General features: G+C 62.0%; 21 protein-coding genes and 1 pseudogene. 11 read left to right on the top strand and 11 right to left on the bottom strand.

Annotation, left to right across the window (positions count from 1 at the left end):
• Positions 1-5 precede the first annotated feature (5 nt).
• From queE to NE852_RS19595, 4 genes are all read right to left on the bottom strand, one after another.
• The gene (gene queE, locus NE852_RS19610; RefSeq protein ID WP_008536619.1) at positions 6-734 is read right to left on the bottom strand and encodes a 7-carboxy-7-deazaguanine synthase QueE; all 729 of its coding nucleotides are present in this window, start codon (positions 732-734) and stop codon (positions 6-8) included.
• The gene (gene queD / locus NE852_RS19605) at positions 731-1,087 is read right to left on the bottom strand and encodes a 6-carboxytetrahydropterin synthase QueD (RefSeq protein WP_008536620.1); all 357 of its coding nucleotides are present in this window, start codon (positions 1,085-1,087) and stop codon (positions 731-733) included. Before queD ends, queE begins: the two co-directional genes overlap by 4 nt.
• The gene (queC, locus tag NE852_RS19600; protein WP_008536622.1) at positions 1,087-1,797 is read right to left on the bottom strand and encodes a 7-cyano-7-deazaguanine synthase QueC; all 711 of its coding nucleotides are present in this window, start codon (positions 1,795-1,797) and stop codon (positions 1,087-1,089) included. Before queC ends, queD begins: the two co-directional genes overlap by 1 nt.
• Positions 1,798-1,910: 113 nt before the next feature.
• On the bottom strand, positions 1,911-2,963 hold the full coding sequence (locus NE852_RS19595; RefSeq protein ID WP_258155966.1) for a LacI family DNA-binding transcriptional regulator: 1,053 nt from the start codon (positions 2,961-2,963) through the stop codon (positions 1,911-1,913).
• Positions 2,964-3,269: 306 nt separating this feature from the next.
• On the opposite strand from NE852_RS19595, the gene NE852_RS19590 reads away from it, so the two are divergent.
• From NE852_RS19590 to NE852_RS19575, 4 genes are all read left to right on the top strand, one after another.
• Positions 3,270-4,529: an ABC transporter substrate-binding protein gene (locus NE852_RS19590; RefSeq protein ID WP_258155965.1), complete on the top strand. Its 1,260-nt coding sequence runs from the start codon at positions 3,270-3,272 to the stop codon at positions 4,527-4,529.
• Between the two features lie 148 nt (positions 4,530-4,677).
• Positions 4,678-5,631: a carbohydrate ABC transporter permease gene (locus NE852_RS19585; protein ID WP_008521180.1), complete on the top strand. Its 954-nt coding sequence runs from the start codon at positions 4,678-4,680 to the stop codon at positions 5,629-5,631.
• Entirely contained in the window at positions 5,628-6,599 is a 972-nt protein-coding gene (locus NE852_RS19580; protein WP_008521178.1) for a carbohydrate ABC transporter permease, read from the top strand. Before NE852_RS19585 ends, NE852_RS19580 begins: the two co-directional genes overlap by 4 nt.
• Before the next feature lie 3 nt (positions 6,600-6,602).
• Positions 6,603-7,718 (top strand): ABC transporter ATP-binding protein, encoded by a 1,116-nt coding sequence (locus NE852_RS19575; RefSeq protein ID WP_258155964.1) that lies wholly within the window; start codon positions 6,603-6,605, stop codon positions 7,716-7,718.
• Positions 7,719-7,778: 60 nt separating this feature from the next.
• Here the strand turns inward: NE852_RS19575 and NE852_RS19570 are convergent, their stop codons facing one another.
• The 3 genes from NE852_RS19570 to NE852_RS19560 all read right to left on the bottom strand — a co-directional run bounded on the left by NE852_RS19570 (position 7,779) and on the right by NE852_RS19560 (position 12,239).
• On the bottom strand, positions 7,779-10,025 hold the full coding sequence (locus NE852_RS19570) for a glycoside hydrolase family 2 protein (protein ID WP_008533465.1): 2,247 nt from the start codon (positions 10,023-10,025) through the stop codon (positions 7,779-7,781).
• A 201-nt stretch (positions 10,026-10,226) separates the two neighbouring features.
• Positions 10,227-11,225, bottom strand: coding sequence for a LacI family DNA-binding transcriptional regulator (locus NE852_RS19565; protein ID WP_258155963.1), 999 nt, complete (start codon positions 11,223-11,225; stop codon positions 10,227-10,229).
• Positions 11,226-11,234: 9 nt separating this feature from the next.
• A complete protein-coding gene (locus NE852_RS19560) occupies positions 11,235-12,239 on the bottom strand; it encodes a Gfo/Idh/MocA family protein (RefSeq protein ID WP_258155962.1) in 1,005 nt (334 codons plus the stop codon).
• 204 nt (positions 12,240-12,443) lie between these two features.
• Here NE852_RS19560 and NE852_RS19555 point away from each other — a divergent pair, with 204 nt between their 5' ends.
• The 5 genes from NE852_RS19555 to NE852_RS19535 all read left to right on the top strand — a co-directional run bounded on the left by NE852_RS19555 (position 12,444) and on the right by NE852_RS19535 (position 17,510).
• Entirely contained in the window at positions 12,444-13,736 is a 1,293-nt protein-coding gene (locus NE852_RS19555) for an ABC transporter substrate-binding protein (RefSeq protein ID WP_008533458.1), read from the top strand.
• Between the two features lie 101 nt (positions 13,737-13,837).
• Entirely contained in the window at positions 13,838-14,725 is an 888-nt protein-coding gene (locus NE852_RS19550; RefSeq protein ID WP_008533457.1) for a carbohydrate ABC transporter permease, read from the top strand.
• A gap of 1 nt (position 14,726) precedes the next feature.
• Complete coding sequence (locus tag NE852_RS19545) at positions 14,727-15,638, top strand: carbohydrate ABC transporter permease (RefSeq protein ID WP_037174562.1); 912 nt, start codon at positions 14,727-14,729, stop codon at positions 15,636-15,638.
• 18 nt (positions 15,639-15,656) lie between these two features.
• Entirely contained in the window at positions 15,657-16,739 is a 1,083-nt protein-coding gene (locus tag NE852_RS19540; protein ID WP_258155961.1) for an ABC transporter ATP-binding protein, read from the top strand.
• 21 nt (positions 16,740-16,760) lie between these two features.
• On the top strand, positions 16,761-17,510 hold the full coding sequence (locus tag NE852_RS19535; RefSeq protein WP_008536888.1) for a ThuA domain-containing protein: 750 nt from the start codon (positions 16,761-16,763) through the stop codon (positions 17,508-17,510).
• Between the two features lie 34 nt (positions 17,511-17,544).
• Here the strand turns inward: NE852_RS19535 and NE852_RS19530 are convergent, their stop codons facing one another.
• The 3 genes from NE852_RS19530 to NE852_RS19520 all read right to left on the bottom strand — a co-directional run bounded on the left by NE852_RS19530 (position 17,545) and on the right by NE852_RS19520 (position 20,762).
• Positions 17,545-18,456 carry an SMP-30/gluconolactonase/LRE family protein gene (locus NE852_RS19530; protein ID WP_258155960.1) on the bottom strand — a complete coding sequence of 304 codons (912 nt, stop codon included), beginning with the start codon at positions 18,454-18,456 and terminating at the stop codon, positions 17,545-17,547.
• A 94-nt stretch (positions 18,457-18,550) separates the two neighbouring features.
• Entirely contained in the window at positions 18,551-19,372 is an 822-nt protein-coding gene (locus NE852_RS19525; protein WP_258155959.1) for an SDR family oxidoreductase, read from the bottom strand.
• Positions 19,373-19,574: 202 nt separating this feature from the next.
• The gene (locus NE852_RS19520; protein ID WP_008533453.1) at positions 19,575-20,762 is read right to left on the bottom strand and encodes a phytanoyl-CoA dioxygenase family protein; all 1,188 of its coding nucleotides are present in this window, start codon (positions 20,760-20,762) and stop codon (positions 19,575-19,577) included.
• 94 nt (positions 20,763-20,856) lie between these two features.
• Here NE852_RS19520 and NE852_RS19515 point away from each other — a divergent pair, with 94 nt between their 5' ends.
• Positions 20,857-21,882 (top strand): LacI family DNA-binding transcriptional regulator, encoded by a 1,026-nt coding sequence (locus NE852_RS19515; protein WP_008533452.1) that lies wholly within the window; start codon positions 20,857-20,859, stop codon positions 21,880-21,882.
• A 63-nt stretch (positions 21,883-21,945) separates the two neighbouring features.
• The gene (locus tag NE852_RS19510; RefSeq protein WP_008533448.1) at positions 21,946-23,163 is read left to right on the top strand and encodes an adenylate/guanylate cyclase domain-containing protein; all 1,218 of its coding nucleotides are present in this window, start codon (positions 21,946-21,948) and stop codon (positions 23,161-23,163) included.
• 20 nt (positions 23,164-23,183) lie between these two features.
• Here the strand turns inward: NE852_RS19510 and NE852_RS19505 are convergent.
• Positions 23,184-23,339 (bottom strand): annotated as a pseudogene (locus NE852_RS19505) (SDR family NAD(P)-dependent oxidoreductase); the annotation flags it as partial.
• Between the last annotated feature and the right edge of the window lie 64 nt (positions 23,340-23,403).

Here is a 23,403-nt window from a genome sequence, read left to right as displayed (position 1 = left end):
CGGGGTCATACCCCGCGTTTGTTTCCCCAAAGCAGCACGTGCAATTGAGGCAACACACGCGCGTCAAACCATTGGTCGGCGGTCACCTTCCCGACAAGCCAGTGCATCCGGTCCATTACGCCGTCAATATCGATACGGGCGTCGTCGTCATCGGGCGCCGGCGGCGTGTGGTTGCCGGGCTGGAGGAACAAGGGAATATCGGGATAGCGCTGGCTCACCTCTTGGGCGAATGCGTAGTCGGCATCGTCGAAGACGACGATTTTCAACGCGACCTCCGGCCCGCCGGCGGCAAGTCGAAGACAGTTGCCGACCTGCTCCCAGTCCGTCTGCATTCCGCTCGAAGGCGGCTTGGGGCTCAAGACCAGGGTGTCGAGATCGCGAAACCAGTCCCGCGCTACGCTCCCCTGTGTTTCCAGCGCGAAGCGGTATCCGTTGGAATGGCCGAGTTCGATCAGCGGCCCTAGCGGCTGGATCGCCGGATTGCCCCCGGAAAGCGACACCGTCAACGGTTTGCCTCCGGAGAGTTTCGTGACCTCCTGCCAAATCGCCTCAACCGACATGGACATCCATTGATCCCGGAAGGCGCTGTCGACCGCGTGAAGGCTGTCGCACCAGGAACAGCGGTAGTCACAGCCACCCGTCCTGACGAACACGGTCGGCAATCCGATCAACGCGCCTTCGCCTTGTATGGTCGGGCCGAATATCTCGCTGACGCGAATGGTCTCCGCGCTCACGGCCTGTACTCCGCCCAGGTCTTCGGCGTCTCGCTGACGCGGACAGACGATGTCTCGGGGAAGCGCTGCTTGCACCACTCGTAAAAATGCCTGGCCAGGAATTCGGACGTGACTTTGGAATGACCGAATACGTCGTTCAGGTGGCGATGATCGAGAGCCTCGTCGATATAGCGCTTGAGCGGCGCGAGGTCGTGATAGTCGCGAACGAAGCCGTCCTCATTCAGGGTTTCTGCGGAGAGTTCGACGACCACGATGTAGTTGTGGCCATGGAGCCGGGCACATTGATGATCAGTCGGCAGGTGATCCAATTGATGCGAGGCGGAGAGATGAAATTCCTTGGTGATGCGGTACATCAACGCACCTCCGTCGCGGCATATTGCGACACCGCCGCCTTCCAGAAGTCGCGGTCCTCGTATTCCGTGGGATCGGCGACGCCGGCAAGATGGAAGGCTTCGCGGCGTTCCACACAGGTTCCGCAGCGCCCGCAATGGAGGCTGCCGCCCTTGTAGCAGGACCAGGTTTCCGCGAACGGTGTGCCGTGTTTCGCGCCGTCGGCCACGATTGCCGCTTTGGAAACCTCGACATAGGGTGCGAGCAGTTTGACGCTGGCGTAACCGTCGAGCGCCGCGTTCTGCATGCGCTGGAAGGCGTCGATAAAGCCCGGGCGGCAGTCGGGGTAAATGAAGTGATCGCCGCCATGGACGGCGACGGCAACGGCATCCGCCTTCTGCGCGGCCGCCAGACCGAAGGCGATGGCCAGCATGATGGCGTTGCGGTTCGGCACCACGGTGGCCTTCATGGTCTCCTCGGCATAGTGGCCGTCCGGAACCTCGACGTTGTCGGTTAGGGCCGATCCGCTAAGATGACCGCCGATGGCCGCGATGTCGATGATATGGTGCGGAACCGCGAGCCGCGCTGCACATTTGGCGGCGAAGTCGAGTTCCTTGCGGTGGCGCTGGCCGTAGTCGAAGGAGACGAGACCGACAAGCTGTGCTTCTCCTGCCATTCTGTGGGCAAGCGAAACGGAGTCGAGTCCGCCGGAGCAGACGACGATGGTTTTCATATTTTGGATTCCCTTGTTTTGACCGGGTGGGCTGCGACCGGATTACGGCGTGCTTTTAGGATAAATCACGCGCCAGGGAAATAGGTTTAAGATGCCAACCTTCAGAGCGGGGTCTAACCGACTGGAAAATTGATCTGCGGCGGCAGCAGGAGATGCAGATCTGCGGCGTCGGGATTGTTGATGCGCTGCAGCAGCATGCGTCCGAGATCTTCGCCGGCCGCCGTCAGATCCTCGTGGATCGTATCGACCTTCGGCTGCAATTGCGTGAGAAGACGGGACGTCTCCTTGGCAGCGATATCGTAATCGACGGCAAGTGCGCGGCCGGCGTCGCTCATGCCGCTGATGACGGCAAGCGCGGACACCTCGCCGGGACAGATGAAGCCGTCAGGCGCGTCCGGGGCGGCTGCGCGGGCGCGGATAAAGTCACGCAGCAAATCGGCCGGCGTATCGAGATCGACCGCCTCGGGGATCTCATAGGCGATGCCGGCCTCCCGAACCGCCGTCATGAAGCCGTGCAGGATATGCTGGCAGAAAGTCAGCCGTTTCGGCGGCAGGATCACCGTCACTTTTCCGCGGCCCTTTGCAATCAACCGGCGCGTCGCCTCATAGGCGAAGGTGAAATTGTCATAGTCGACATAGGGATGCGGCGTCGAAAATTCGGTGCGGCCATGACAGATGAAGGGAAAGCCGGTTTCGAGCAGCAGGCGGACGCGGGGGTCGAGCGGTTCGGTCCGCGTGAAGATCAGTCCGTCGGCCAGGTGGTTGCGGATGATGTAGTCGGCGGCCTCGACATTGGTCGTCGACAGGAAGTTCGGGGCAACGACAAGATGGTAGGAGGTCTCTTTCAGCGCTTTGGCTATGCCGTACATGATCGAGGTGCTGAAGCCGACCACTTCCTCGTGCGAATCGAGCAGGATGGCGATGACGTTGGTGCGGCCCGTCTTGAGGCGTTGTGCGGCCCGGTCGGGAAGATAGCCGATCTCACGGGCGATGCGATGCACCCGCTGACGGGTCTCGAGCGAAATTTGCGGGGCATCGGAGAGTGCCCGCGACACCGTCGTCACCGCAAGGCCGGCGATCGTGGCGATCGTTCGCAAGGTCGGCTTGCCGCGCTTCGGCATGACGTCGAGATTTTCGCCGCGTTGCGGTCGGGAGGATTCGCTCACTCTGGCTTCCTATGCTGAAATTGCCGGTACAATAACACGATGAGACCTGTGCGCAATCAACGAATGAAAACGTTTTAAATTTTAACACTTCGCTAGCCATCCGGAAAACATTTATATAATTCAATTGGATGATGAAGTAATCATATTTTTCTCGGGTGTCGAGAAAGGGCTTGACGGCCAAGGCTTTATAACGTTTTAAATTAGCAACCGCGCGGAGGAGCGCGGCCGTATGTCGCCCGCCGCAACGGCGGGAAGCATCGGGCGGCAGGGGAGGTCCCGCCGTCGATTTTCAATGGGAGGAAATTCATGCGCAAGTTTTTAAGCTCGGCGGCGATTGCTGTCGTGATGGTTTCTGGTTTGGGTGGGGCTCAGGCTGCCGATGTGAAGGAAGTGCAGATGCTGCACTGGTGGACGTCGGGCGGCGAGGCTGCGGCCTTGAACGTGTTGAAGCAGGATCTGTCGAAGGAAGGCTTTGCCTGGAAGGACGTCCCGGTTGCCGGCGGCGGCGGTGATGCGGCGATGACGGCGCTGAAGGCGATGGTGGCGGCCGGCACCTATCCGACAGCCTCGCAGATGCTGGGCTATACCGTGCTCGACTATGCCCAGGCCGGCGTCATGGGTGATCTGACGGAGACGGCCAAGAAGGAAGGCTGGGACAAGTCGGTGCCGGCGGCATTGCAGAAGTTCTCCGTCTATGACGGCAAGTGGGTCGCAGCCCCGGTTAACGTCCACTCGGTCAACTGGCTGTGGATCAACAAGGCTGTGATGGACAAGATCGGCGGCAAGCAGCCGAAGAGCTTCGACGATCTGATCGCCCTGCTCGACAAGGCGAAGGCGGCCGGTGTCATCCCGCTGGCGCTCGGCGGCCAGAACTGGCAGGAAGCGACGATGTTCGATTCGATCGTGCTGTCGACCGGTGGCCCGGAGTTCTACAAGAAGGCCTTCAACGATCTCGACGAGGCGTCGCTGAAGTCGGACACGATGAAGAAGTCCTTCGACAACCTGGCGAAGATCGTCAAATATGTCGATCCGAACTTCTCCGGCCGCGACTGGAACCTGGCGACCGCCATGGTCATCAAGGGTGATGCGCTGGTGCAGGTGATGGGCGACTGGGCCAAGGGCGAGTTCGTCGCCGCCAAGAAGACGCCGGACAAGGACTTCCTCTGCTACCGCTTCCCCGGCACCGAAGGCAGCGTGATCTACAACTCCGACATGTTCGGCATGTTCAACGTTCCCGACGACCGCAAGGCCGCCCAGGTGGCGCTGGCGACCGCAACACTGTCGAAGAGCTTCCAGTCGGCCTTCAACGTCGTCAAGGGCTCGGTCCCGGCCCGCACCGACGTTCCCGACACCGACTTCGACGCCTGCGGCAAGAAGGGTATTGCCGACCTGAAGGCGGCCAACGAGGGCGGCACGCTGTTCGGTTCGCTCGCCCAGGGTTACGGCGCGCCTCCGGCAATCGCCAATGCCTATAAGGACGTCGTCTCGAAGTTCGTCCACGGCCAGATCAAGAGCTCCGACGAAGCTGTCAAGCAGCTCGTCCAGGCGATCGACGACGCCCGCTGAGTTCTGCCGATGAACACGGCTTCCCCGCGTCGTTCGCGGGGAAGCTTCAGCCCCTGACGGATATGTGGGGGCGATCATGCGGGGACGGCATGCGGGCCAGAAGCCCATGACGACATGCATGACGACATGCAGGGAGGAGATGCATTCGATGAGCACAGTTGCCACCACCGATCCGGTTCTGACGCCGGAGCAAGCGGGCGGGATGTCGATCAGAAGCCGGCTGCAGGATGCGCTGCCGAAGATCGTGCTGGCGCCGAGCTTCGTCATCACGCTGATCTTCGTCTACGGCTTCATCGTCTGGACGGCCTATCTCTCCTTCACCAATTCCAAGACCTTTCCCTCCTATGAACTGACCGGCGCGCGCGCCTATCAGCGGCTGTGGCGCTGGACCTTCGAGAACGATCCGCCGTCTTCCTGGTATACCTCGATCACCAACATGGCGATCTTCGGCTTCCTCTATGTCGGCATCTGCCTGGCGCTTGGCCTGCTGCTCGCCATCCTGCTCGACCAGAAGATCCGCGGCGAGGGGTTGCTCAGACCGATCTTCCTCTATCCGATGGCGCTTTCCTTCATCGTCACCGGGGTCGCCTGGAAGTGGTTCCTCGATCCCGGCCTCGGGCTTGAACAGACGCTGCACCACTTCGGCTGGACGAGCTTCCACTTCGACTGGATCAAGAACAAGGACTTCGTCATCTATACCGTCGTCATCGCCGGTGTCTGGCAGGCCTCCGGTTTCGTCATGGCGATGTTCCTCGCCGGTCTGCGCGGCATCGACGGCGAGATCATGAAGGCGGCGCAGATCGATGGCGCCTCGCCCTTTCAGCTCTATCGCCGCATCATCATCCCGCTGTTGCGCCCGATCTTCCTGTCGACCTTCATCGTGCTCGCCCATATGGCGATCAAGTCCTATGACCTGGTGGTGGCGCTGACCTCGGGCGGTCCCGGCGGCTCGGCCTGGCTGCCGTCGAACTTCATGTATGAATATACCTTCAAGCGCAACGAGATGGCCGTCGGCTCGGCCAGCGCCATCATCATGCTGATGACGATCTCGGCGATCATCGTTCCCTATCTCTATTCCGAACTGAAGGAGAAGGCCCGATGAGCGGCGTCACCTCTGCGATCGGCACGTCCTCATCGGCAGCGGCGGCCAAAGCTCTCGAGCGCGGCAACAGCGCCCGCTGGATCGGCCGCATCGTCATCTACGGTCTGCTGGTGATCTTCGCCATCCTCTACCTGATGCCGCTCTTCGTCATGCTGACGACCTCGTTCAAGACGATGGACGAGATCCAGAACGGCAACATGCTGGCGCTGCCGCAGGCGCCGACCTTCGATCCCTGGGTGAAGGCCTGGGGCGAGGCCTGCGTCGGGCTGACCTGCGCCGGCATCAAGGGCTACTTCTGGAACTCGATCAAGATGGTGGTGCCGGCGGTGGCGATCTCCACCTTCATGGGCGCGCTGAACGGTTATGTCCTGACCAAGTGGCGCTTCCCCGGCCATACGCTGGTGTTCGGGCTGATGCTGTTTGCCTGCTTCATTCCGTTCCAGTCGGTGCTCTTGCCGATGGCGACCATCCTCGGCTCGCTCGGCCGCTTCGGGGTGACGCTGCAGAACGCCACCGGCCTCAGCTTCGGCTTCGGCAATTCCACCGTCAATCTGGTCTTCGTCCATGTCGTCTATGGCTTGGGCTTCACGACGCTGTTCTTCCGCAATTTCTACGAGGCCTTCCCGACCGAGCTGGTCCGGGCCGCCCAGGTCGATGGCGCCAGTTTCTTCCAGATCTTCCGCCGCATCATGCTGCCGAACTCGCTGCCGATCATCGTCGTCACCGTCATCTACCAGTTCACCAACATCTGGAACGACTTCCTGTTTGCCTCGGCCTATGCCGGCACCGGTGACTCCATGCCGATGACGGTGGCGCTCAACAATGTCGTCAACACCTCGACCGGGGTGGTCGAATACAATGTCAACATGGCGGCGGCGATGATCGCCGCCGTGCCGACGCTCATCGTCTATATCCTCGCCGGCCGCTACTTCGTGCGTGGCCTGATGGCGGGCGCAGTCAAAGGGTAACCCATGGCTTTCCTGGAAATCTCCGGCCTCAGAAAGCGCTTCGGCGCCGTCGACATCCTCAAGGGGATCGATCTCGAACTCGAAAAGGGCGGCTTCCTGGTGCTGGTCGGCCCGTCCGGCTGCGGCAAGTCGACCCTGCTCAACACCATTGCCGGGCTGGAGACGATCACCTCGGGCGAGATCAGGATCGACGGGCGCGCCGTCAACGGCCTGCATCCTTCCAAGCGCGACATCGCCATGGTGTTCCAGTCCTATGCGCTCTATCCGAACATGACGGTGGCGGGCAACATCGCCTTCGGCATGGAGATGCGCGGCGTGCCGCAGGAAGAGCGCAAGCAGGCGATCGACAAGGTCGCCAAGGTGCTGCAGATCGGCCATCTGCTTGACCGCAAGCCGAGCCAGCTCTCCGGCGGCCAGCGCCAGCGCGTCGCCATGGGCCGGGCGCTCGTGCGCGATCCCAAGCTCTTCCTGTTCGACGAGCCCTTATCCAACCTCGACGCCAAGCTCCGCGTCGACATGCGCATCGAGATCAAGCGGCTGCATCAGGCGACTGGCAAGACCATCGTCTATGTCACCCACGACCAGATCGAGGCGATGACGCTGGCGACCAAGATCGCCGTGATGAAGGATGGCATCGTCCAGCAGTTCGGCACGCCGGCCGAGATCTACAACAATCCCGCCAACATGTTCGTCGCCGACTTCATGGGCTCACCGGCGATGAACCTGGTCAAGGCCTCGGTCGAGAACGGCGCCGGCGGCCTTGCCGTCTCGCTCGAGCGGCCGAATGCCGCGCCGCTGACGCTGCCCGTCACGACAGGCGCCAACGGCCTCTCCTCCTATGCCGGCCGGCAGGTGATCTTCGGCATCCGCCCCGAGGCGCTGACCGATCCTGACGGCGCCGACCGCAATGCCCGCTCGCTCACCGAAGGCGACTGCCTGATCGAGGTCGTCGAACCCGCCGGTTCCGACACCTTCGCCGTCACCAAGCTCGGCGGCAAGGAAGTCGTCGCCCGCCTGCGCGCCGATGCCGGCATCGCTCCAGGCCAGCACACTCGCCTCGCCTTCAATCTCGACAAGGCCGTCTTCTTCGATCCCGAAACACAGGCAAGGATCGCGTGAGGTCATTATGCGCCGCGCGTCCGACAAGGAGCGCGGCGCACTAATATTTTGAGCTATGCGTCAGGCGACGGCCGTCACGGCAAGCGTTACCGGCGCGAAACGCGAAGAAACCGCTTCGACGGTGATCTCGCCGGTCAGTCCAGTCGCCTCCAGCCAGAAGCCCGCTGTGCCGCCCTGCAGCGGCACATTGGTCGGACCGACGATCTTTGCCGGGCCATGCACCTTCAGCGAAACGCTGTCGTTCATGAATGGCAGGCGCTGGCCGCACTGATCGAGCGCGCGGATGATGACGCGGGTGCTGTCGCGTTCGCGGGCTTTCAGCGTCTGGCTGTCAGCAACGATCTCAAGCGTCGTCGGCAAGGGATCGGCCGCCAGCGTCAGGCTCGCCACCGGCTGGCCGCCGATATAGCCGGTGAGGGTGCCGTCGATCCATTCGAGACCCCACGTGCCGAGTTCATCGGCCGTAAAGTGCCGGTGGTCGAGAACGATTGGCGGATGCGGCAGATGCGGGTAGTTCTCACGGTCCGGACCGATGCGCTTGGAAAGCGCGCCATATTGCAACTCGATCTCGTCGCAATTGGTCAGGATGATCAGCGGCAATACGCCGCCGATATTGCGCTCGCCGCGCGCCCAGAAGGTCGCCGGCTTCATAACGATCTCCTCGGAAGGATCGCATTGGCTGATATAGGCATAGGCCGCGAATTTCGGCTCGCGGAACATATCCATGACGCCGTGATAGCAGATGCGGTCGCCGGAGCCGAAATCCTTGTGGGTGTTGTAATCGAACATGCACCAGCCGATCGCGCCCGAAATGTCAGGATCGCCGTAGGCTGCATTCAGCACCTCCAGGTGACGGCGCACATGTTCGGCCTGACGCTGCTCCTGGTCATAGATCTTCGTCGGGTGCATGTGGCCGTTGAACTCGGTGATGAGGTACGGCACCTTCTGCGACAGACCGGTATTTTCCTGCTGGCCGCGCAGCGCCGTGCGCGGGCGGTTGGAGCCCGGCAGTTCTTCGTTGCCGAGGATGAAGTCGTTCATCGTGTAGACGTCTTCGAGCAGTTCGCTTTCGGTGATATAACGTACGCCGCCGGTCTGGCGGGTGCTGTCCAGCTCACGGGCCAGGCGGTTGGTCTCGACGTAGAAATCGTGGCTATCCTGCGACTCGTTGATGCGCACGCCCCAGATGATGATCGATGGATGGTTCCAGTCGCGCTCGATCATGCGGCGGACATTCTCGATCGATTCCTTCTGCCAGTCGGTATCGCCGATATGCTGCCAGCCAGGGATCTCCTCGAAAACGAGGAGGCCGATCGCGTCGCAGCGGTCGAGGAACCATTTCGACTGCGGATAATGCGAGGTCCGGACGATATTGCACTTCAGCACCGTCTTCATGATGTCGGCATCGCGCTCCTGGGCGGAGCGGCCGGCGGCATAACCGACATAGGGGAAGGCTTGGTGGCGGTTGAGGCCGCGCAGCTTCAGCGGCTTGCCGTTGAGCAGGAAGCCTTCGGGTGTGAATTCAGCGGTGCGGAAACCGAAGCGAGTGGAGAGACGGTCGGAACCGTGCTCGGTCCTAAGCTCGACGGTGACCTCGTAAAGGTTGGGATCGGTAATATCCCAGAGCACGATGCCGGTAAGGCCGCCGAAAGAAAGCCTGGTGCGCTCGCCGATCGTCTCGGTTGCCGCGGTGGCGATAAGGGTGCCGTCGGCCTGCTTCAGCGTGGCGGTGACGGTCGCCGAGAAGCTGCGGCCTTCCGGGTTGGCGATATCGACACGGACGGTCGCCGATTTCTCAGGGGCGAGAACGTCTGCTGTTTCGATCTTGAGATTGCGGATCGAGACCGGATCGGTGACCTTAAGCCAGACGTCGCGATAGATACCGGCATAGGTCAGGTAGTCGATGCGGCCGCCGAAGGGTGGAATGGCCGGGTTTTCGCTGCCGTCGATCTTCACGGTTAGTAGGTTTTCGCCCTTGATCAGCTTGCCGGTGAGGCGGGCCTCGAAGGGGGTGTAGCCGTCTTTGTGAGCGATGATCTCCTCGCCGTTCAGATAGACGACGCTATCGGCCATGGCGGCGTCAAAGATCAGCGAAACCTCGCGGCCCTCGAATTCCGGCAGCCAGCGCACCACCTTCTGATAGGTGAAGGCGCGCTGGTAGCTGGTCTCATCAAAATAGTTAAAGGGCAGCTCGACGGCGGTGTGCGGCAGGCTGACCGACTTGGCGGCGTCGAAGCTTTCGAGCAGACGCTGGCCGAAGCCTTCATGGAAACTCCAGCCTTCGTTGAAGGAAACGACGGAACGCATTCAGGCTCTCCCGATCATGGCATCAGGAGCGGCGCGGCGCATTTCGGCGCGTGAAAATCGGGTCATCGGATATTCCTCCTTGATGCGATAAGGCGCGGGCCGTGCAGGCGCTTCGCGTCAAATCTGATTCATGCGATGCGCTTTAGCTTTTTTCGGTGATGCCGTCATCCGGAACCGCCTCATCCGCCTTGACGGCAAGCATCAGGCGGTCGAGCCCCAGCGGGGGTTGCAGGTGAGCGTGATATTGTGCGGGCCTTCGATCTCGGCGTCGTGGCGTTCGATCAGTTCGACGACCGCGTCGATGAAAGCGGTGTGGTCGAGGCTCAGCGTCGTGAGGTCGTTGCAATCCCAGGCGGCCATGGCAATGCCATCCTGGCCGACGATGGCGATATCCTCCGGCGTGTTTTTGCCAAGCACGCGGCGCGCGGCATCACGCGCGCCGATCGCCATGACGTCGTTACCACAGATGATCGCATCGACCTTGTCGCGGTGCAGCAGGAGCACGGCTTCCTTGAAGCCGGAATCATAGGAATAGTCGCCGAAGGCCTGCGCTTCGAAGGCGAGACCGCGTTTGGCGAGCGCCTCGGCGAACCATCCGCGCCTTAACTTGTCGATCCAGCTTGAATTGGTGCCGGAGAGATAGGCGAAGCGTTTCTTGTCGTCCCGGACGATCTTGTCGATGATCTCATCGGCGGCTTTGGAACCGTCGATGCGGATGCTGGAGACGTTTTCGTTTTCGAGCGGCTCGAAGGAGACGATGATCGGCTTCGTCGTGTGGAAGATATCGACTGCGTCCTGCATCGACACCATGTCGGAAAAGATGACGACGTGGTCGACCTGATAGGTGGAGGCAAGCCGCATCAACTGCAGCCGATCGGAATGGTCGGCGCAGCAGAGGATGATCGGCAGCAGCTGCCGCGCCTGCAGGCGATGGACGAGGAGCTGCTGTTCTTCAGCCTCGCAAGGGTTGCCGATCGCATTGACGACGAGAGCGACGAGGCGTGAGCGTTGGTTGTTCAATGATCGAGCAATGGCGTTCGGCTGGTAGCCATATTCACGCGCGACGGCGAGAATGCGGTCGCGCGTCGCGGGGCCGATGCGCGAATCCGGCGAGAAGGCGCGGGAGATGGTGGCGGAGGAGACGCCGGCGAGTTTCGCCAGCTCTTTCGAGGTAATCCGCCGTTTGTTCATTCCGCTCATCTTCGCCTGTCAGGCGGCGATCCTGACGGGGGCGCCGCCGGCCGCTGCCGATTCCTTGATTGCATCCCACAGCCTAGCGAATCTGAGGCCCATTTCAACGGAGCCGGAGTTTTCCATTTTCCCCTCGCGGATAGCGAGGAAATTCTTCATGGGATTACCGAGAATTTCGGCCGCCTCGCGCGGCGCGGCGGTGCGGCCGGCGCTGATCTCGCGCCAGCCGCCCCAGGCGTCGATGCGCACGATCGATTTCGAATAGAAGAAGGTGATGTCCGAGGCGCAGCCGGGAGGGCCTTCGCCGGCCGCCGTCAGCGTCGCCAGTGCGCCGTTCTTCAGCCGGGCGGAGACGGCGGTTGATATGTCGACCTGTTTGCCGTGATTGTTCATATAGGCCGACACGCTATCGAAATCGGAATTGGCCAGCAGGCAGACGGTGTTCATCATGTGAGCGCCGGTATCGAACATGAAGCCGCCACCTGATATTTCCGGCTGCTGTTTCCAGTGGCCATCATAGTTGGACGCCCAGCTTTCCCAGATCATGCCCGATATGGCGATCAATTCGCCGAATTCGCCGGCAAGCGCCCGCTTGCGCGTGTCGAGCACCAGCGGCGACAGGCCGCCCTGGAAGGCGGTGACGATGGTAACGCCGCTTTTTTTCTGCGCGGCGATCAGTCGCTCGGCCTCGGCGACCGTCGTCACCATCGGCTTTTCCAGGAAGAGGTCGAGGCCTGCCGCGGCGACGGCGGTCGCCTGCTCTGCATGGAAGGCATGGGGGGTGGAGACATAGACGATGTCGAGCTTGCTTTTCATTTCGGCGAGCATCTCGCGATAGTCCTCGAACCCCTTCGGTTCGGGCGCGCCGGCAGCGAGGCAGACGTCGATCAGGCGCTGACGCGAGGCCGCAGTCGTGTCAGCCAGTGCTGCGAATTCGATCTCCGGCATCTTGGCCCAGCTCGTGGCATATTCCGCCGCCTTCAACCCGGCGCCGATAACGCCGAGGCGTAATTTCCCAGACATGAAAATTCCTCCCTGAAGATATTGTGTACACGATTACACAAACTGATCGGTGGAAGCAAGCCGTATATATTTATGTTAAATCAATGATTTAAAGCGGCTCATCGATTCTTTTCAGAATCCGTCTTGTCAGTAATTGGAATGCGTGTACATTTTGTGCCGCCGGTGCTGGAGGGCGCCGTGTCTCTAAAAAAGGGAGGATTTTCGTTGAAGAAGACGGTTCTTGGTGGCCTGTGCGCCATCCTGCTGAGCGCGGTTTCGACGCTGGCGCAGGCTGAAACAATCCGAATTGCAAATCACGGCCAGGCCGGCATCGATGCGATGAAGTCGACGGTCGAACGGATCGAAAAGAAATACGGGGTGACCGTCGAGGTCGTCGAATATCCGGCCCCCGACAAGGATTACCTGACCAAGCTGCTGACGGAACTCGGCGCCGGCAACGCGCCAGACCTGTTCTCCATCCCGACGACGGCTGCCGTCGCCGACATGGTGGAGGCCGGCTACCTCGCGCCCGTTACCACGGAGTTCAAGGCCTGGGACGGTTACGCCAATCTCTATGACGTCGCCAAGGCGCTTGCCGTCAGCCCGGATGGCGAAACCTATGTGATGCCGTTCATGCTCGGTATCCAGGAAATCTATTACCGCAAGGACGTTCTCGAAAAGGCCGGCATCTCCACCGAACAGCCGAAGACATGGCGGGAGCTTCTCGATCGGGCGGCTGAAATCAAGCAGAAGACCGGCGCCTATGGCCTGCTCTTCCCCGCCGGCGTCTCCTGGGGCAGCGGCGCTTTCGACGAAGGCTTCCAGCACCTGCTCGTCGGTTCCAAGACGCCGCAGCTTGCCGATGCCGATGGTAAGCTGGATCTCAACGGTGAGGGCATCAAGGATGTCTTCGGCGTCTACAAGGAACTGATCGACAAGGATCTGATGCCGACGCAGCCGTTGCTCGGGCCCGAGCCCTGGGTCGTGCCGAAGTACCAGATGTTCCCGGCCGGCAAACTCGCCGCGACCACCTGCGGCTCCTGGTGCTACATTTTCGACTGGGGCCGCGAAAGCAAGAACCCGATCCCTGAGGTGACGAAGGTGGTCGGCACCTGGACGGTTCCCGGCCAGAACAGCGGCCAGTACGTGCTCGCCAATCTTGCCGCGCCGTGGGCCGTCAATGCGAAATCGGCCAACACCGAGCTTGCGATCAAGGCGCTGATGGAGATCGGCTCCATCGAAACCCAGGTGTCCTATGCCGCCCGCATCGGCAACATTCCGGCCAGCAAGGACGCTGCAAAGAATGCCGACTTCCAGAAGCTGGCGGAACTCGTTCCGATCCATGCGGCGGCTGAGAACGGCGTATTCCTGAAGCAGGCTTCCGGCTTCGGCACGGTCGCGGAAGGTGTCGCGCGCGCCACCGAAGCGCTGCTGCGCAAGGAAACCGATGCTGCCGGCGCCCAGAAGATCCTTGTCGACTACGTCAAGGAAACGCTCGGTGACGACAAGGTGAAGTAAGTTTCCGCTTTCTTCCCAGCGAATGGGGACGCGGCGCTATTGCCCGCGTCTTCCCGCGTTCATCTGGTAAGCCGCTTCATTCGGCAAGGTTGTCAGCTTCCATGGCCCGAAACTCTCATGAAAAGCGCGCCGAGCGGCAATGGCTGTTGATCCTGCTGCCTTCGCTCGTACTGCTTCTGGCCTTCGTCATCTACCCGGCGATCTATTCCATCTATCTGAGTTTCACCAACGAGGCCCTGACCGGGGCGGCGGCACTTCGGCCGCGCTTCGTCGGCTTCAGGAACTATGCCAGGCTCTTCAACGACGCCAAGTTCTGGAATGCGCTGTTCGTCACCTTCGTCTTCGTCATCGGGTCCGCCGTCATCGGCCAGTTCGTGCTCGGCTTGATCTCGGCAATGGCGCTGCGCCGGCCGATCCGCTTCCGCAGGCTCTTCTCGTCGATCATCCTGCTGCCGAATGCCGCTCCGGAAGTCGTCGCCGGCTTTATGTGGATTTCGATGTTGGCGGGCGGCAACAATGCCACCCTCAGCCGCATCGTCGGCTTCTTCGGAGTCACCCCGGCCGACTGGCTGCAGGTTTTTCCCCTGTCGATGATCATCGTCGTCAATACCTGGCGCGGCATTGCCACCGCGATGATCCTGCTGACCGCGGGCCTCAGCACCATTCCCGCCGAGATCTACGAGGCGGCGCGCATGGACGGCGCGACACCCTCGCAGACGTTCCGCCGCATCACTCTGCCGCTGATGATGCCGACGATCCTGCTCTACATGCTAATCTCGGCCGTCTCAACCATCGCCGTCTTCGGCCTCGTCTATGCGCTGACGCGCGGCGGACCGGGCGGGGCGACCGAAGTCATCAGCATCTATATCTACAACCAGTCCTTCACGGCGTTCCAGCTGGGATATGGCGCCGCGGTCGCCGTCGTCGCGCTCGTGATCTCGCTGATCCTGGGCATCGCCTATGTGCGAGCCATGAAGGTGGAGGTCTGAGATGGCCGTCGTTTCCCCGAGCGAAAGCGCAAACAAGGGCCGTTCCGACCTCATCGCCTATGCGACCTTGTCGCTGATCTCGATTTTCTGCGCCGTGCCGTTCTTCTGGGTGCTGCTCGCCTCGTTTGACGGCAATTCGCAGCTTTTTCTCCATTGGCCGGAGCAGTGGACCTTCGCCAATTATGTCAGGGTCTTCACCAAGGAGGACGGAGCGAAGTGGCTGTTCAACTCGCTCTTCGTGGTCGGCAGCGCCACGTTGCTGGTCATGGTACTTGCCGGGCTCGGCGGTTATGCGCTGTCGCGCACCAGGGCCTGGTGGAAGCTGCCTTTCCTCTATGCGATCCTGCTCATCCGGGTGCTGCCGCCGACGGCCCTCGTCGTGCCGCTCTACAAGTTCCTGCTGACGCTGAACAATGCCGAAGCGGCAGTGCTGCGGCCGATCTTCGGCAGCTATGCGCGCGACATCATGCGCTGGACCGGCTTCATCGACGGCTATCTCGGCCTGATCCTGGTGCTGGCGACGATGCAGTTGCCGCTGGCGCTCTGGATCATGAAGACCTTCTTCGACGGCCTGCCGAGGGACTACGAAGAGGCGGCGCTGATGGACGGGGCGACGCTCATCCAGCGCATCCGCCGGGTGCTGATCCCGCTGGCGCTGCCGGGGCTGGCGGCCGCCGGGCTCTTCGCCTTCATGTCGGCCTGGGGCGACTTCCTGCTGCCGCTGATCTTCCTGTCGTCGCCGGAGCTGCAGACGCTGCCGCTCGGTCTCTTCCGCGCCTTCCTGCGCATCAACGAGATCGACTACGGCCTGCTGACGGCGCTCGCCTTCATCTACCTGCTGCCCGCCGTCGTCGCCTTCGGCTTTGCGCGGCGCTTCCTCGTCCAGACGTTCTCGGGCGGCGTGAAGGGCTGAGATCAGAAAGAGAAACGGATGATCAATCTCAGAAACGTTCGCAAATTCTACGGTGCGCTCGAGGTCATCAAAGGCGTCGACATCACGGTGGAAGACGGGGAATTCGCCGTCTTCGTCGGTCCGTCCGGATGTGGCAAGTCGACGCTGCTGCGCATGATCGCCGGCCTTGAAGGCATCGACGAGGGTGATCTTATCCTCAATGGCAAGCGCATCAACGATGTGCCGCCCGACAAACGCGGCATTGCCATGGTGTTCCAGTCCTATGCGCTCTATCCGCATATGAGCGTTGCCGAAAACATCGGTTTCTCCCTCAGCCTGAAGAAGGTGCCGGGGGCGGAAATCCGCCGGCAGGTGGAAGGGGTCGCCGAGATCCTGCAGCTCACCGACTATCTCGACCGCCGTCCGGCCGCTCTTTCCGGCGGCCAGCGCCAGCGCGTGGCGATCGGCCGGGCCATCATCAAGAAGCCGGCGCTGATCCTGTTCGACGAGCCGCTGTCGAACCTCGATTCGGCGCTCCGCGTGCAGATGCGCGCGGAGCTGCAGCGCCTGCACCGCGAGTTGAAGGCGACCGTCGTTTACGTCACCCACGACCAGGTGGAGGCGATGACGATGGCGGATCGTATCGTGGTGCTGAACAAGGGCGTGGTGGCACAGGAAGGGGCGCCGATGTCGCTCTACCATCAGCCGGACAATGAATTCGTCGCGACCTTCATCGGCTCACCGAAGATGAACATCATCCCGGTCACCGCGACCCGGGCCTCGGCAGGCTCGCTGCATCTTGCGAGCCCGATCGGGCTTTCACTCGATCTCGCCGACGCCGGTGGCGCCGTGCCGCAGGGTGAGGCCAAGCTCGGCATCCGGCCGGAGCATCTGAAGATCGCGTCCGAGGGCCAAGGCAACTTTACCGCCGAGGTCGTCATCGTCGAGCGCCTGGGCGTTGAGACCTACATGACCGTCGGCTCGCAACAGCAGCCGATCGTCGTGCGCGCCGAAGGCGATATCGCGACACGGCCGGGCGACCGTGTGTCGCTGACGACCGATCCCGCCGCCTGCCACCTGTTCGATTCCGCCGGCCGGGTGATCCGTCCGGCAACCGCCTGACATCAAAGATCGAGGAATTCCATGACAATCAAGGTTACCATCTGGAACGAGGGACGCCACGAGCAGCTCCACAGGGAAGTCCAGGAGATTTATCCCGACCGCATCGACGGGGCGATCGCCGCCGGCATTGCTCATCCGGATTTCGAAATCCGTCGGGGTACGCTCGACGATCCCGACGAGGGCCTGCCGGACAGCGTGCTCAGCGATACTGACGTGCTGCTCTGGTGGGGGCATATGGCACATGAGGAGGTCAGCGACGGGCTGATCGACCGCGTGCAGCAGCGTGTTCTCAAGGGCATGGGTCTGCTGGTGCTGCATTCCGGCCACCATTCGAAGCTTTTTCGCCGGCTAATGGGTACCAATGCCAATCTTTCCTGGCGCGAGACGCCGGACGGCGATCTGGAACGCGTCTGGGTGGTCAATCCCTCGCATCCGATCGCCGAGGGCCTGCCGCCCTATTTCGAAGTCAATGCCTCGGAAATGTACGGCGAACCCTTCGACATTCCGCAGCCGGACGAGCTGGTGTTCATTTCATGGTATTCCGGCGGCGAGGTGTTCCGCAGCGGCTGCACCTTCCAGCGCGGGCGGGGGCGCATCTTCTTCTTCAGCCCCGGCCACGAGACTTACCCGATCTATCACGACAAGACCGTGCATAAGGTGATTTCGAACGGGATCCGCTGGGCGCGGCAGAAACACACGGATGGCCGCATCCTGGAGAACTGGCATCGCGCCCAGCCGCTGCACGGCAGGCCGCATGCCATGAAAGGCTAAAGCTACCCGCGTATTTCGGCGGCGCGCTCTGCCCTTAGGGATATTGTGCGCCGTTCGTCTTCGTATAGATCGAATAGACCGAGCGCGTTGCGGTGATGAAGAGCCGGTTTTTCTTGGGGCCGCCGAAGGTGAGATTGGACACCGTCTGCGGCACCTTGACCTTGCCGAGCAGGGTGCCATCAGGCGAGAAGCAGTGCACGCCATCGCAAGCGCTGGTCCAGAGATTGCCGCTGACGTCGAAGCGGAAACCATCGGGGTTGCCGGCATCGAGGCTGCAGAAATAGCGGCTGTTTTCGAGCCTCCTGCCGTCGACGACGTCGAAAACTCTTATATGGCGCGGCACGTCATGGTTTGCCGAGCCGGAATCGGCGATGTAGAGCTTCGTCTCGTCGGGCGAGAAGGCGAGGCCGTTCGGCTGAATGAAATCCTCCACGACGGCTTCGATCGCGCCGCTGGCGGGGTCGATCCGGTAAACGTTGCGGCTGGGTTGTTCGGGCTCTGCCTTGTGGCCTTCGTAGTCCGACAGAATGCCGTAAGTCGGATCGGTGAACCAGATCCCACCATCGGAATGGACGACGACGTCGTTCGGCGAGTTCAGGCGTTTTCCCCGGTAGCTATCGGCGAGAACCGTGATCGTGCCGTCCGTCTCCGTGCGGGTGACGCGGCGGCCGCCATGTTCGCAGGAGACCAGCCGGCCTTGCCGATCACGGGTGTTGCCGTTGACATAGTTGGAGGGCGAGCGGAAGACGGAGACGGTACCGTCCGGCGTCCAGCGCATCATGCGTTCGTTCGGGATATCGCTCCAGAGAAGGCAGTTCAGATCGGAAAACCAGACCGGGCCTTCCGTCCAGCGGCAGTCCGAATAGAGCTCGTCGAGGGCTGCGCTGCCGATGACCAGAGCGCCGAAACGTTCATCGCGGATATCGTAAAGCGGATTGTCGGCCACGCCAGTTTCCTCCTGAATGCTGTCGCTCCCTTGGTAGCGGCAAATACCGGGAGGTGCCAGAGCCCGGCGGCGGAAATGCCGGGCTCCGGTTGCGTCAGAGGGCCGCGACAGGGTGCGGGGAACCGTCGTAAGCTCCCCAGATCGACTGGTCGAAGCAGATGACCGAGCCGGTCATCAAGCCGGATTCGGAAGACGACAGGTAGGCGCAGGCACGCGCCACCTCATGCGGATCGACGAGACGGCCGAAGGGCTGGCCTGATGCCGCCTTCTCGAGCCAGTCGGCCGGTGCATTGTGATATTCGCGCTGGATGCGGTCCTCGCCTTCGGAGGCCATCCAGCCGATGTTGAGGCCGTTGACACGGATGCGGTTGCGCAAGAGTGCATAGGCAGTGTTCTTCGTCAGCGTTTCCAATGCGCCCTTGGAGGCGCAATAGGCAGCGATGAAAGGCTGGCCAGCCTTGGCCGACATCGAGCCGATGTTGACGATTGTCCCCTCGATCTTTTCCCGGCGCATGATCTTTACCGTTTCCTGCATCAGGAAGAACGGCGCGCGCACATTGACGGCAAACATCGCGTCGAAGAGTTCCGGGCTTGTATCGAGGATGGTGCCGCGGTCGGTGATGGCGGCGGCATTGACGAGCGCATCGACCCGGCCGAAAGCCTCGTCGCAGGCGCGCACGACATTTTGCGCGTCCGCGACCCTGGCGAGGTCGGCCTTGACATAGACGATCTTCACGCCGGTCGCGTCCGAAATCTCGGCCGCCTTCGCCTTGCCCTTGGCTTCGTTGCGGCCGCAGATGGCGATGCCTTCCGCGCCGCGTTCGGCGAAGAGGCGGGCAATGGTGGCCCCTAACCCTTGTGTACCGCCTGTGACGATGGCGATCTTGCCGTCAAGGCGGCCGTGGTCCGTGCTCATGTGGTTCCTCCGTTGATTGATGTGCGAATGGCCCCCTGCGCAGGCGGGAGGATATTATGTCGGTGCCGTGTGGCCCCCTCATCCGCCCTACGGGCACCTTCTCCCCGCTGGGGCGAAGGGGGATAGAGACGTTGCCGCGAATTTCTTCTCCCCCGCGGGGAGAAGGTGCCGGCAGGCGGATGAGGGGGCCCCACCCTCTAAGTCAACTCAACTTCTTCCGCGCCTGCTCAGCAAGCGCTGCCGTAAAGACTTCGCCGCACCAGCCCTCTCGCAACGCCTCATGCATCAGCTGCGCCTGTGTCTTCGGCGCCAGCCCGCCGAGTGGCGGGTCGCGGTCGAGGTTGGTCGGGAAGGAATAGCCCTCGGCGCAGGCGGCGACGGCGTTGGCGATTTCATCGGGTGAGAGTTTGCCCTGCAAGGTCTTCAAGGCGGGAAAGAGCATGGCGCTCATTCTTTCGCGGTTGACGGTTTCCATTGCCCGGCCGAAGGCGGAGGAGACCTGCAGGAGGTTGGCGACACGCTTGATATCGGCCGAGCGGTTGGTTCCGGCGGCGTGGAAGAGGGCGGGATTGAAGAAGACGACGTCACCCTTTTCGAGCGGCAGCTGGACATGGTTGGCCTCGAAATAGTCCCGGAACTCCTGCCGTTTGAGGGCAAGATAGCCCGGCACATAGGGCTGGCTGTGCGGCAGGAAGAGTGTCGGGCCGCTTTCGAGCGGCATGTCGCAATGGGCGACCGCGCCCTGCAGTGTCAGTACCGGCGACAGCCGATGCACATGCGCCGGAAACTGCTGGATTATCTCAGATGACTGGAAGCCGAGATGGTAATCGCGATGGGCCGACTGCGCTGCGCCACCCGGATTGACGCGGTTGACTTGCGCCGTCATCTGGTAGCTCGGGCCGAGCCAGGCTTCGCTTGCCAGCGCGATAATGGAGTTGCCGTAATATTCTGCGAAATTCGCGGGATCGGCGAGGCAGTGTTTTTCCAGCGAATTCCAGATGCGGTCGTTGGCGCCGGGCTTGGCGAAGTGATCGCCGCCGCCGGTTGCGGTACGGTGTTGTTCCTCGATGATCGCGTCGAAGATCGTGCTGGCGCGGTCGATGATGCCGGTGTCTTCGTAAGCATGTTTGAACACGACGACGCCGGGACCTTCGCCGAAGGCCTCGCAGATTTCGGCCAGCACGGCGCGCCGGCCTTCCGGCGTAGCGGCCGCTGCCGTCATCTTGCGGCTGTCATAGATCAGGATGTTTTTTTCGACCGCCGATGCCGTAGGGTATTCGCCAAGGATGGTCGTCTTCTCCGCAAGCCGTCTGAAATCGTCGAGATCGCAGGCGTCTTCGCTGAGCCAGACGCGGTCGGCACGCAATTTCTGCAGGTTATCGGTTTTCATAGCGGTTCCTCCCTGGTTCCGATGGCGGCACTATACGCCGGGCTGCGAAGTGATATAGATCAGCAATCCATCAAAAAACCATCAGACGGAGCTCATGGCGCATCTCTTTCTCGTCAAAGACATCGCCTTTCAGGCCGGCCTCAGCACCGCGACCGTCGACCGGGTGCTGAACGGCAGGCCGGGTGTGCGCCGGCAGACGGAAATGCGGGTGAGAGCGGCGATCGCCGAGCTGGAGAAACAGCAGGCCGGTGCAATGGGCAGCGGGCGAACGCTGGCGATCGATATCGTGATGGAGACGCCGCAGCGGTTCAGCGACGCGGTGCGCGCCGCCTTCGAGGCGGAGATGGCGGCTTTCCTGCCCGGCGTCTTCCGCTGCCGGTTCCACTTTGCCGAGGTGATGAAGCCGGCCGAACTGGTCCAGCTTCTCGATCGCATCCGGCTGCGCGGCACGCATGGCATCGTGCTCAAGGCACCTGACGTTGCCGAGGTGGCCGCTGCCGTTGCACGGGCCGATGCCGCCGGCATTCCCGTGGTAACGCTGGTGACAGATTTGCCGAATTCGGCGCGCATCGCCTATGCCGGCGCCGACAACCGGGCGGCGGGGGAGACGGCAGCCTATCTGATTGGGGAATTCCTCGGAAGTGATGGCGGCAAGGTACTGGTGACGTTGTCGAGCGGGCGGTTCCGCGGTGAGGAAGAGCGTGAAATCGGATTTCGCCGGATCATTCGTACCCATTACCCGGATATCGGCATCACCGAGATCAGCGAGGGGCACGGCACCGATGCCGCGACGGGAACGCTTGCAGCGGCAGCCCTTGCGGCTAACCCCGCTATCAATGCCGTCTATTCGATCGGCGGCGGCAATCGGGCGGTGCTCGCGGCCTTCGATGCGGCCAAGCGTCCGGTCCGTGTTTTCGTCGCCCATGATCTGGATGCGGATAATCGCGCTCTGCTTGCTGCACGGCGGATTGGCTTCGTACTGCATCACGATCTCAGAACCGATGCGCGCTCGGCCTTCAGGGCGATCATGAGCCGGACTTCGGCAGCGGGGCGGGCGGTTCCCGCCTCGCTTTCTTCCATCGAAATCGTTACGCCCTACAATATGCCCTCTGGCGATTGAGCCAATCGGGTTTCCTTCCATGGCGAATTCGCGCTACAGCTTCGCATGAACGGGGTGAGTGACATGGATTACAGCGACGTCAGCAGTATCGCAGCCTGGGTCACGGAGCAGGGGCTGAAGGGCGCTTCCGAAGCCGAGCTGATGACCGGCTTCTGCGCGGCCTGTCGGGATGCGGGCCTGCCGCTTGACCGCGGCATGGCGCTGATGGACACGCTACACCCGGTTCATGAAGGCCGGGCCTTCCGCTGGGACAGCGAGGAGGAGATAGAGACTGAATTCGAATATGGTCCGACGAGTTCGGGCGAAGCGGCGTCGAGCTGGCAGCGTTCGGCCTTCTACCATCTCTGGTCGGGCAACGAGCGGGAGGTGCGCCGACGCATCGGCTTCGGCGATCCGATCGATTTCACCATGCTCGACAAGATCGTGGAAGCCGGCAACACCGATTTCGTGGCGATGATGCATCGTTTCAGCGAAGCCGGCACGATCGGTGAAATGGATTGCTTTTTCTCGCATTTCGCGACCAAACATCCCGAGGGCTTTTCCGACCACGATCTCGCCATCTTGCGCAAGCTCGTGCCGGTCCTCGGGCTGGCGATCAAGTGCATCGCGCTCGGGCGTATCGCGCGCACCATAGCGGAAGTCTATCTCGGCGAGGATGCGGCGCGCCAGGTGATGGAAGGCAAGATCACCCGCGGCAAATCGGAACGGATTTCGGCCGCGCTCTGGTTTTCCGATTTGTTGAACTACACCAAGATTTCCGATCGCGTGCCACCGGAGGAAATCATCCCGCTGCTCAACGATTACAGCGAGGTGGCGATCTCGGCGGTCCATGAGGCGGGTGGCAACGTGCTGAAGCTCATCGGCGACGGCGTACTCGCCATCTTCAAGGGCGAGGTGCCGGCCGAGATGTGCCGCGCTGCACTTAGCGCCGAATCGCTGCTGCGGGAAAAGCTCGCCAAGCTGAACGCCGCGCGCGCGGCCGACGGCAGGCCGACGACCGACGTCTATATCGGCCTGCACATCGGCGATGTGTTCTACGGCAATATCGGCAGCCAGGACCGGCTGGACTTCACGGTGATCGGCCCTGCCGTCAACGAGGTCAGCCGCATTGCCTCGATGTGCCGTTCGGTCGATCTCAACCTGTTGATCTCGTCCGATTTTGCAGCGGCGATACCGGAGGAACAGCGCGCATCCCTCGCTTGCGTCGGGCGCTATGCGTTGCGTGGCGTACAGCGTGCGCGGGAACTTTACACGCTCGACAGTGCCCGGCTGAACAACTGATCTCCGAATTGCCTTATCGCAGCAGGCTCAATATCCCGGCAGGTTTCCAGCACCTCGCTTTCCGTGCGGCTGAGAACCGCGACCCCTGCGCCTTCGGCGGCGAGCTTCAATGCGGTCGCCTTGCCGATGCCGGAGCCTGCCCCCGTCACCAATGCGCTCTTTCCTTCCAGCACCATGAGCCACTCCTCTTTGCCTGACCGCGGAGAAGCAATGATCGCAAGGGCTCTTGGTTCCGGAACG

Source organism: Rhizobium sp. Pop5, from assembly GCF_024721175.1.
Taxonomy (GTDB): domain Bacteria; phylum Pseudomonadota; class Alphaproteobacteria; order Rhizobiales; family Rhizobiaceae; genus Rhizobium.
This window is presented reverse-complemented; position numbering and strand designations above follow the sequence as displayed.

Coding starts and splice junctions, on each gene's coding strand:
- queD (WP_008536620.1), bottom strand. CDS start 1,087: ATGTACCGCATCACCAAGGAATTTCATCTCTCCGCCTCGCATCAATTG.
- queC (WP_008536622.1), bottom strand. CDS start 1,797: ATGAAAACCATCGTCGTCTGCTCCGGCGGACTCGACTCCGTTTCGCTT.
- NE852_RS19590 (WP_258155965.1), top strand. CDS start 3,270: ATGCGCAAGTTTTTAAGCTCGGCGGCGATTGCTGTCGTGATGGTTTCT.
- NE852_RS19585 (WP_008521180.1), top strand. CDS start 4,678: ATGAGCACAGTTGCCACCACCGATCCGGTTCTGACGCCGGAGCAAGCG.
- NE852_RS19580 (WP_008521178.1), top strand. CDS start 5,628: ATGAGCGGCGTCACCTCTGCGATCGGCACGTCCTCATCGGCAGCGGCG.
- NE852_RS19575 (WP_258155964.1), top strand. CDS start 6,603: ATGGCTTTCCTGGAAATCTCCGGCCTCAGAAAGCGCTTCGGCGCCGTC.
- NE852_RS19570 (WP_008533465.1), bottom strand. CDS start 10,025: ATGCGTTCCGTCGTTTCCTTCAACGAAGGCTGGAGTTTCCATGAAGGC.
- NE852_RS19565 (WP_258155963.1), bottom strand. CDS start 11,225: ATGAGCGGAATGAACAAACGGCGGATTACCTCGAAAGAGCTGGCGAAA.
- NE852_RS19560 (WP_258155962.1), bottom strand. CDS start 12,239: ATGTCTGGGAAATTACGCCTCGGCGTTATCGGCGCCGGGTTGAAGGCG.
- NE852_RS19550 (WP_008533457.1), top strand. CDS start 13,838: ATGGCCCGAAACTCTCATGAAAAGCGCGCCGAGCGGCAATGGCTGTTG.
- NE852_RS19545 (WP_037174562.1), top strand. CDS start 14,727: ATGGCCGTCGTTTCCCCGAGCGAAAGCGCAAACAAGGGCCGTTCCGAC.
- NE852_RS19540 (WP_258155961.1), top strand. CDS start 15,657: ATGATCAATCTCAGAAACGTTCGCAAATTCTACGGTGCGCTCGAGGTC.
- NE852_RS19535 (WP_008536888.1), top strand. CDS start 16,761: ATGACAATCAAGGTTACCATCTGGAACGAGGGACGCCACGAGCAGCTC.
- NE852_RS19525 (WP_258155959.1), bottom strand. CDS start 19,372: ATGAGCACGGACCACGGCCGCCTTGACGGCAAGATCGCCATCGTCACA.
- NE852_RS19520 (WP_008533453.1), bottom strand. CDS start 20,762: ATGAAAACCGATAACCTGCAGAAATTGCGTGCCGACCGCGTCTGGCTC.
- NE852_RS19515 (WP_008533452.1), top strand. CDS start 20,857: ATGGCGCATCTCTTTCTCGTCAAAGACATCGCCTTTCAGGCCGGCCTC.
- NE852_RS19510 (WP_008533448.1), top strand. CDS start 21,946: ATGGATTACAGCGACGTCAGCAGTATCGCAGCCTGGGTCACGGAGCAG.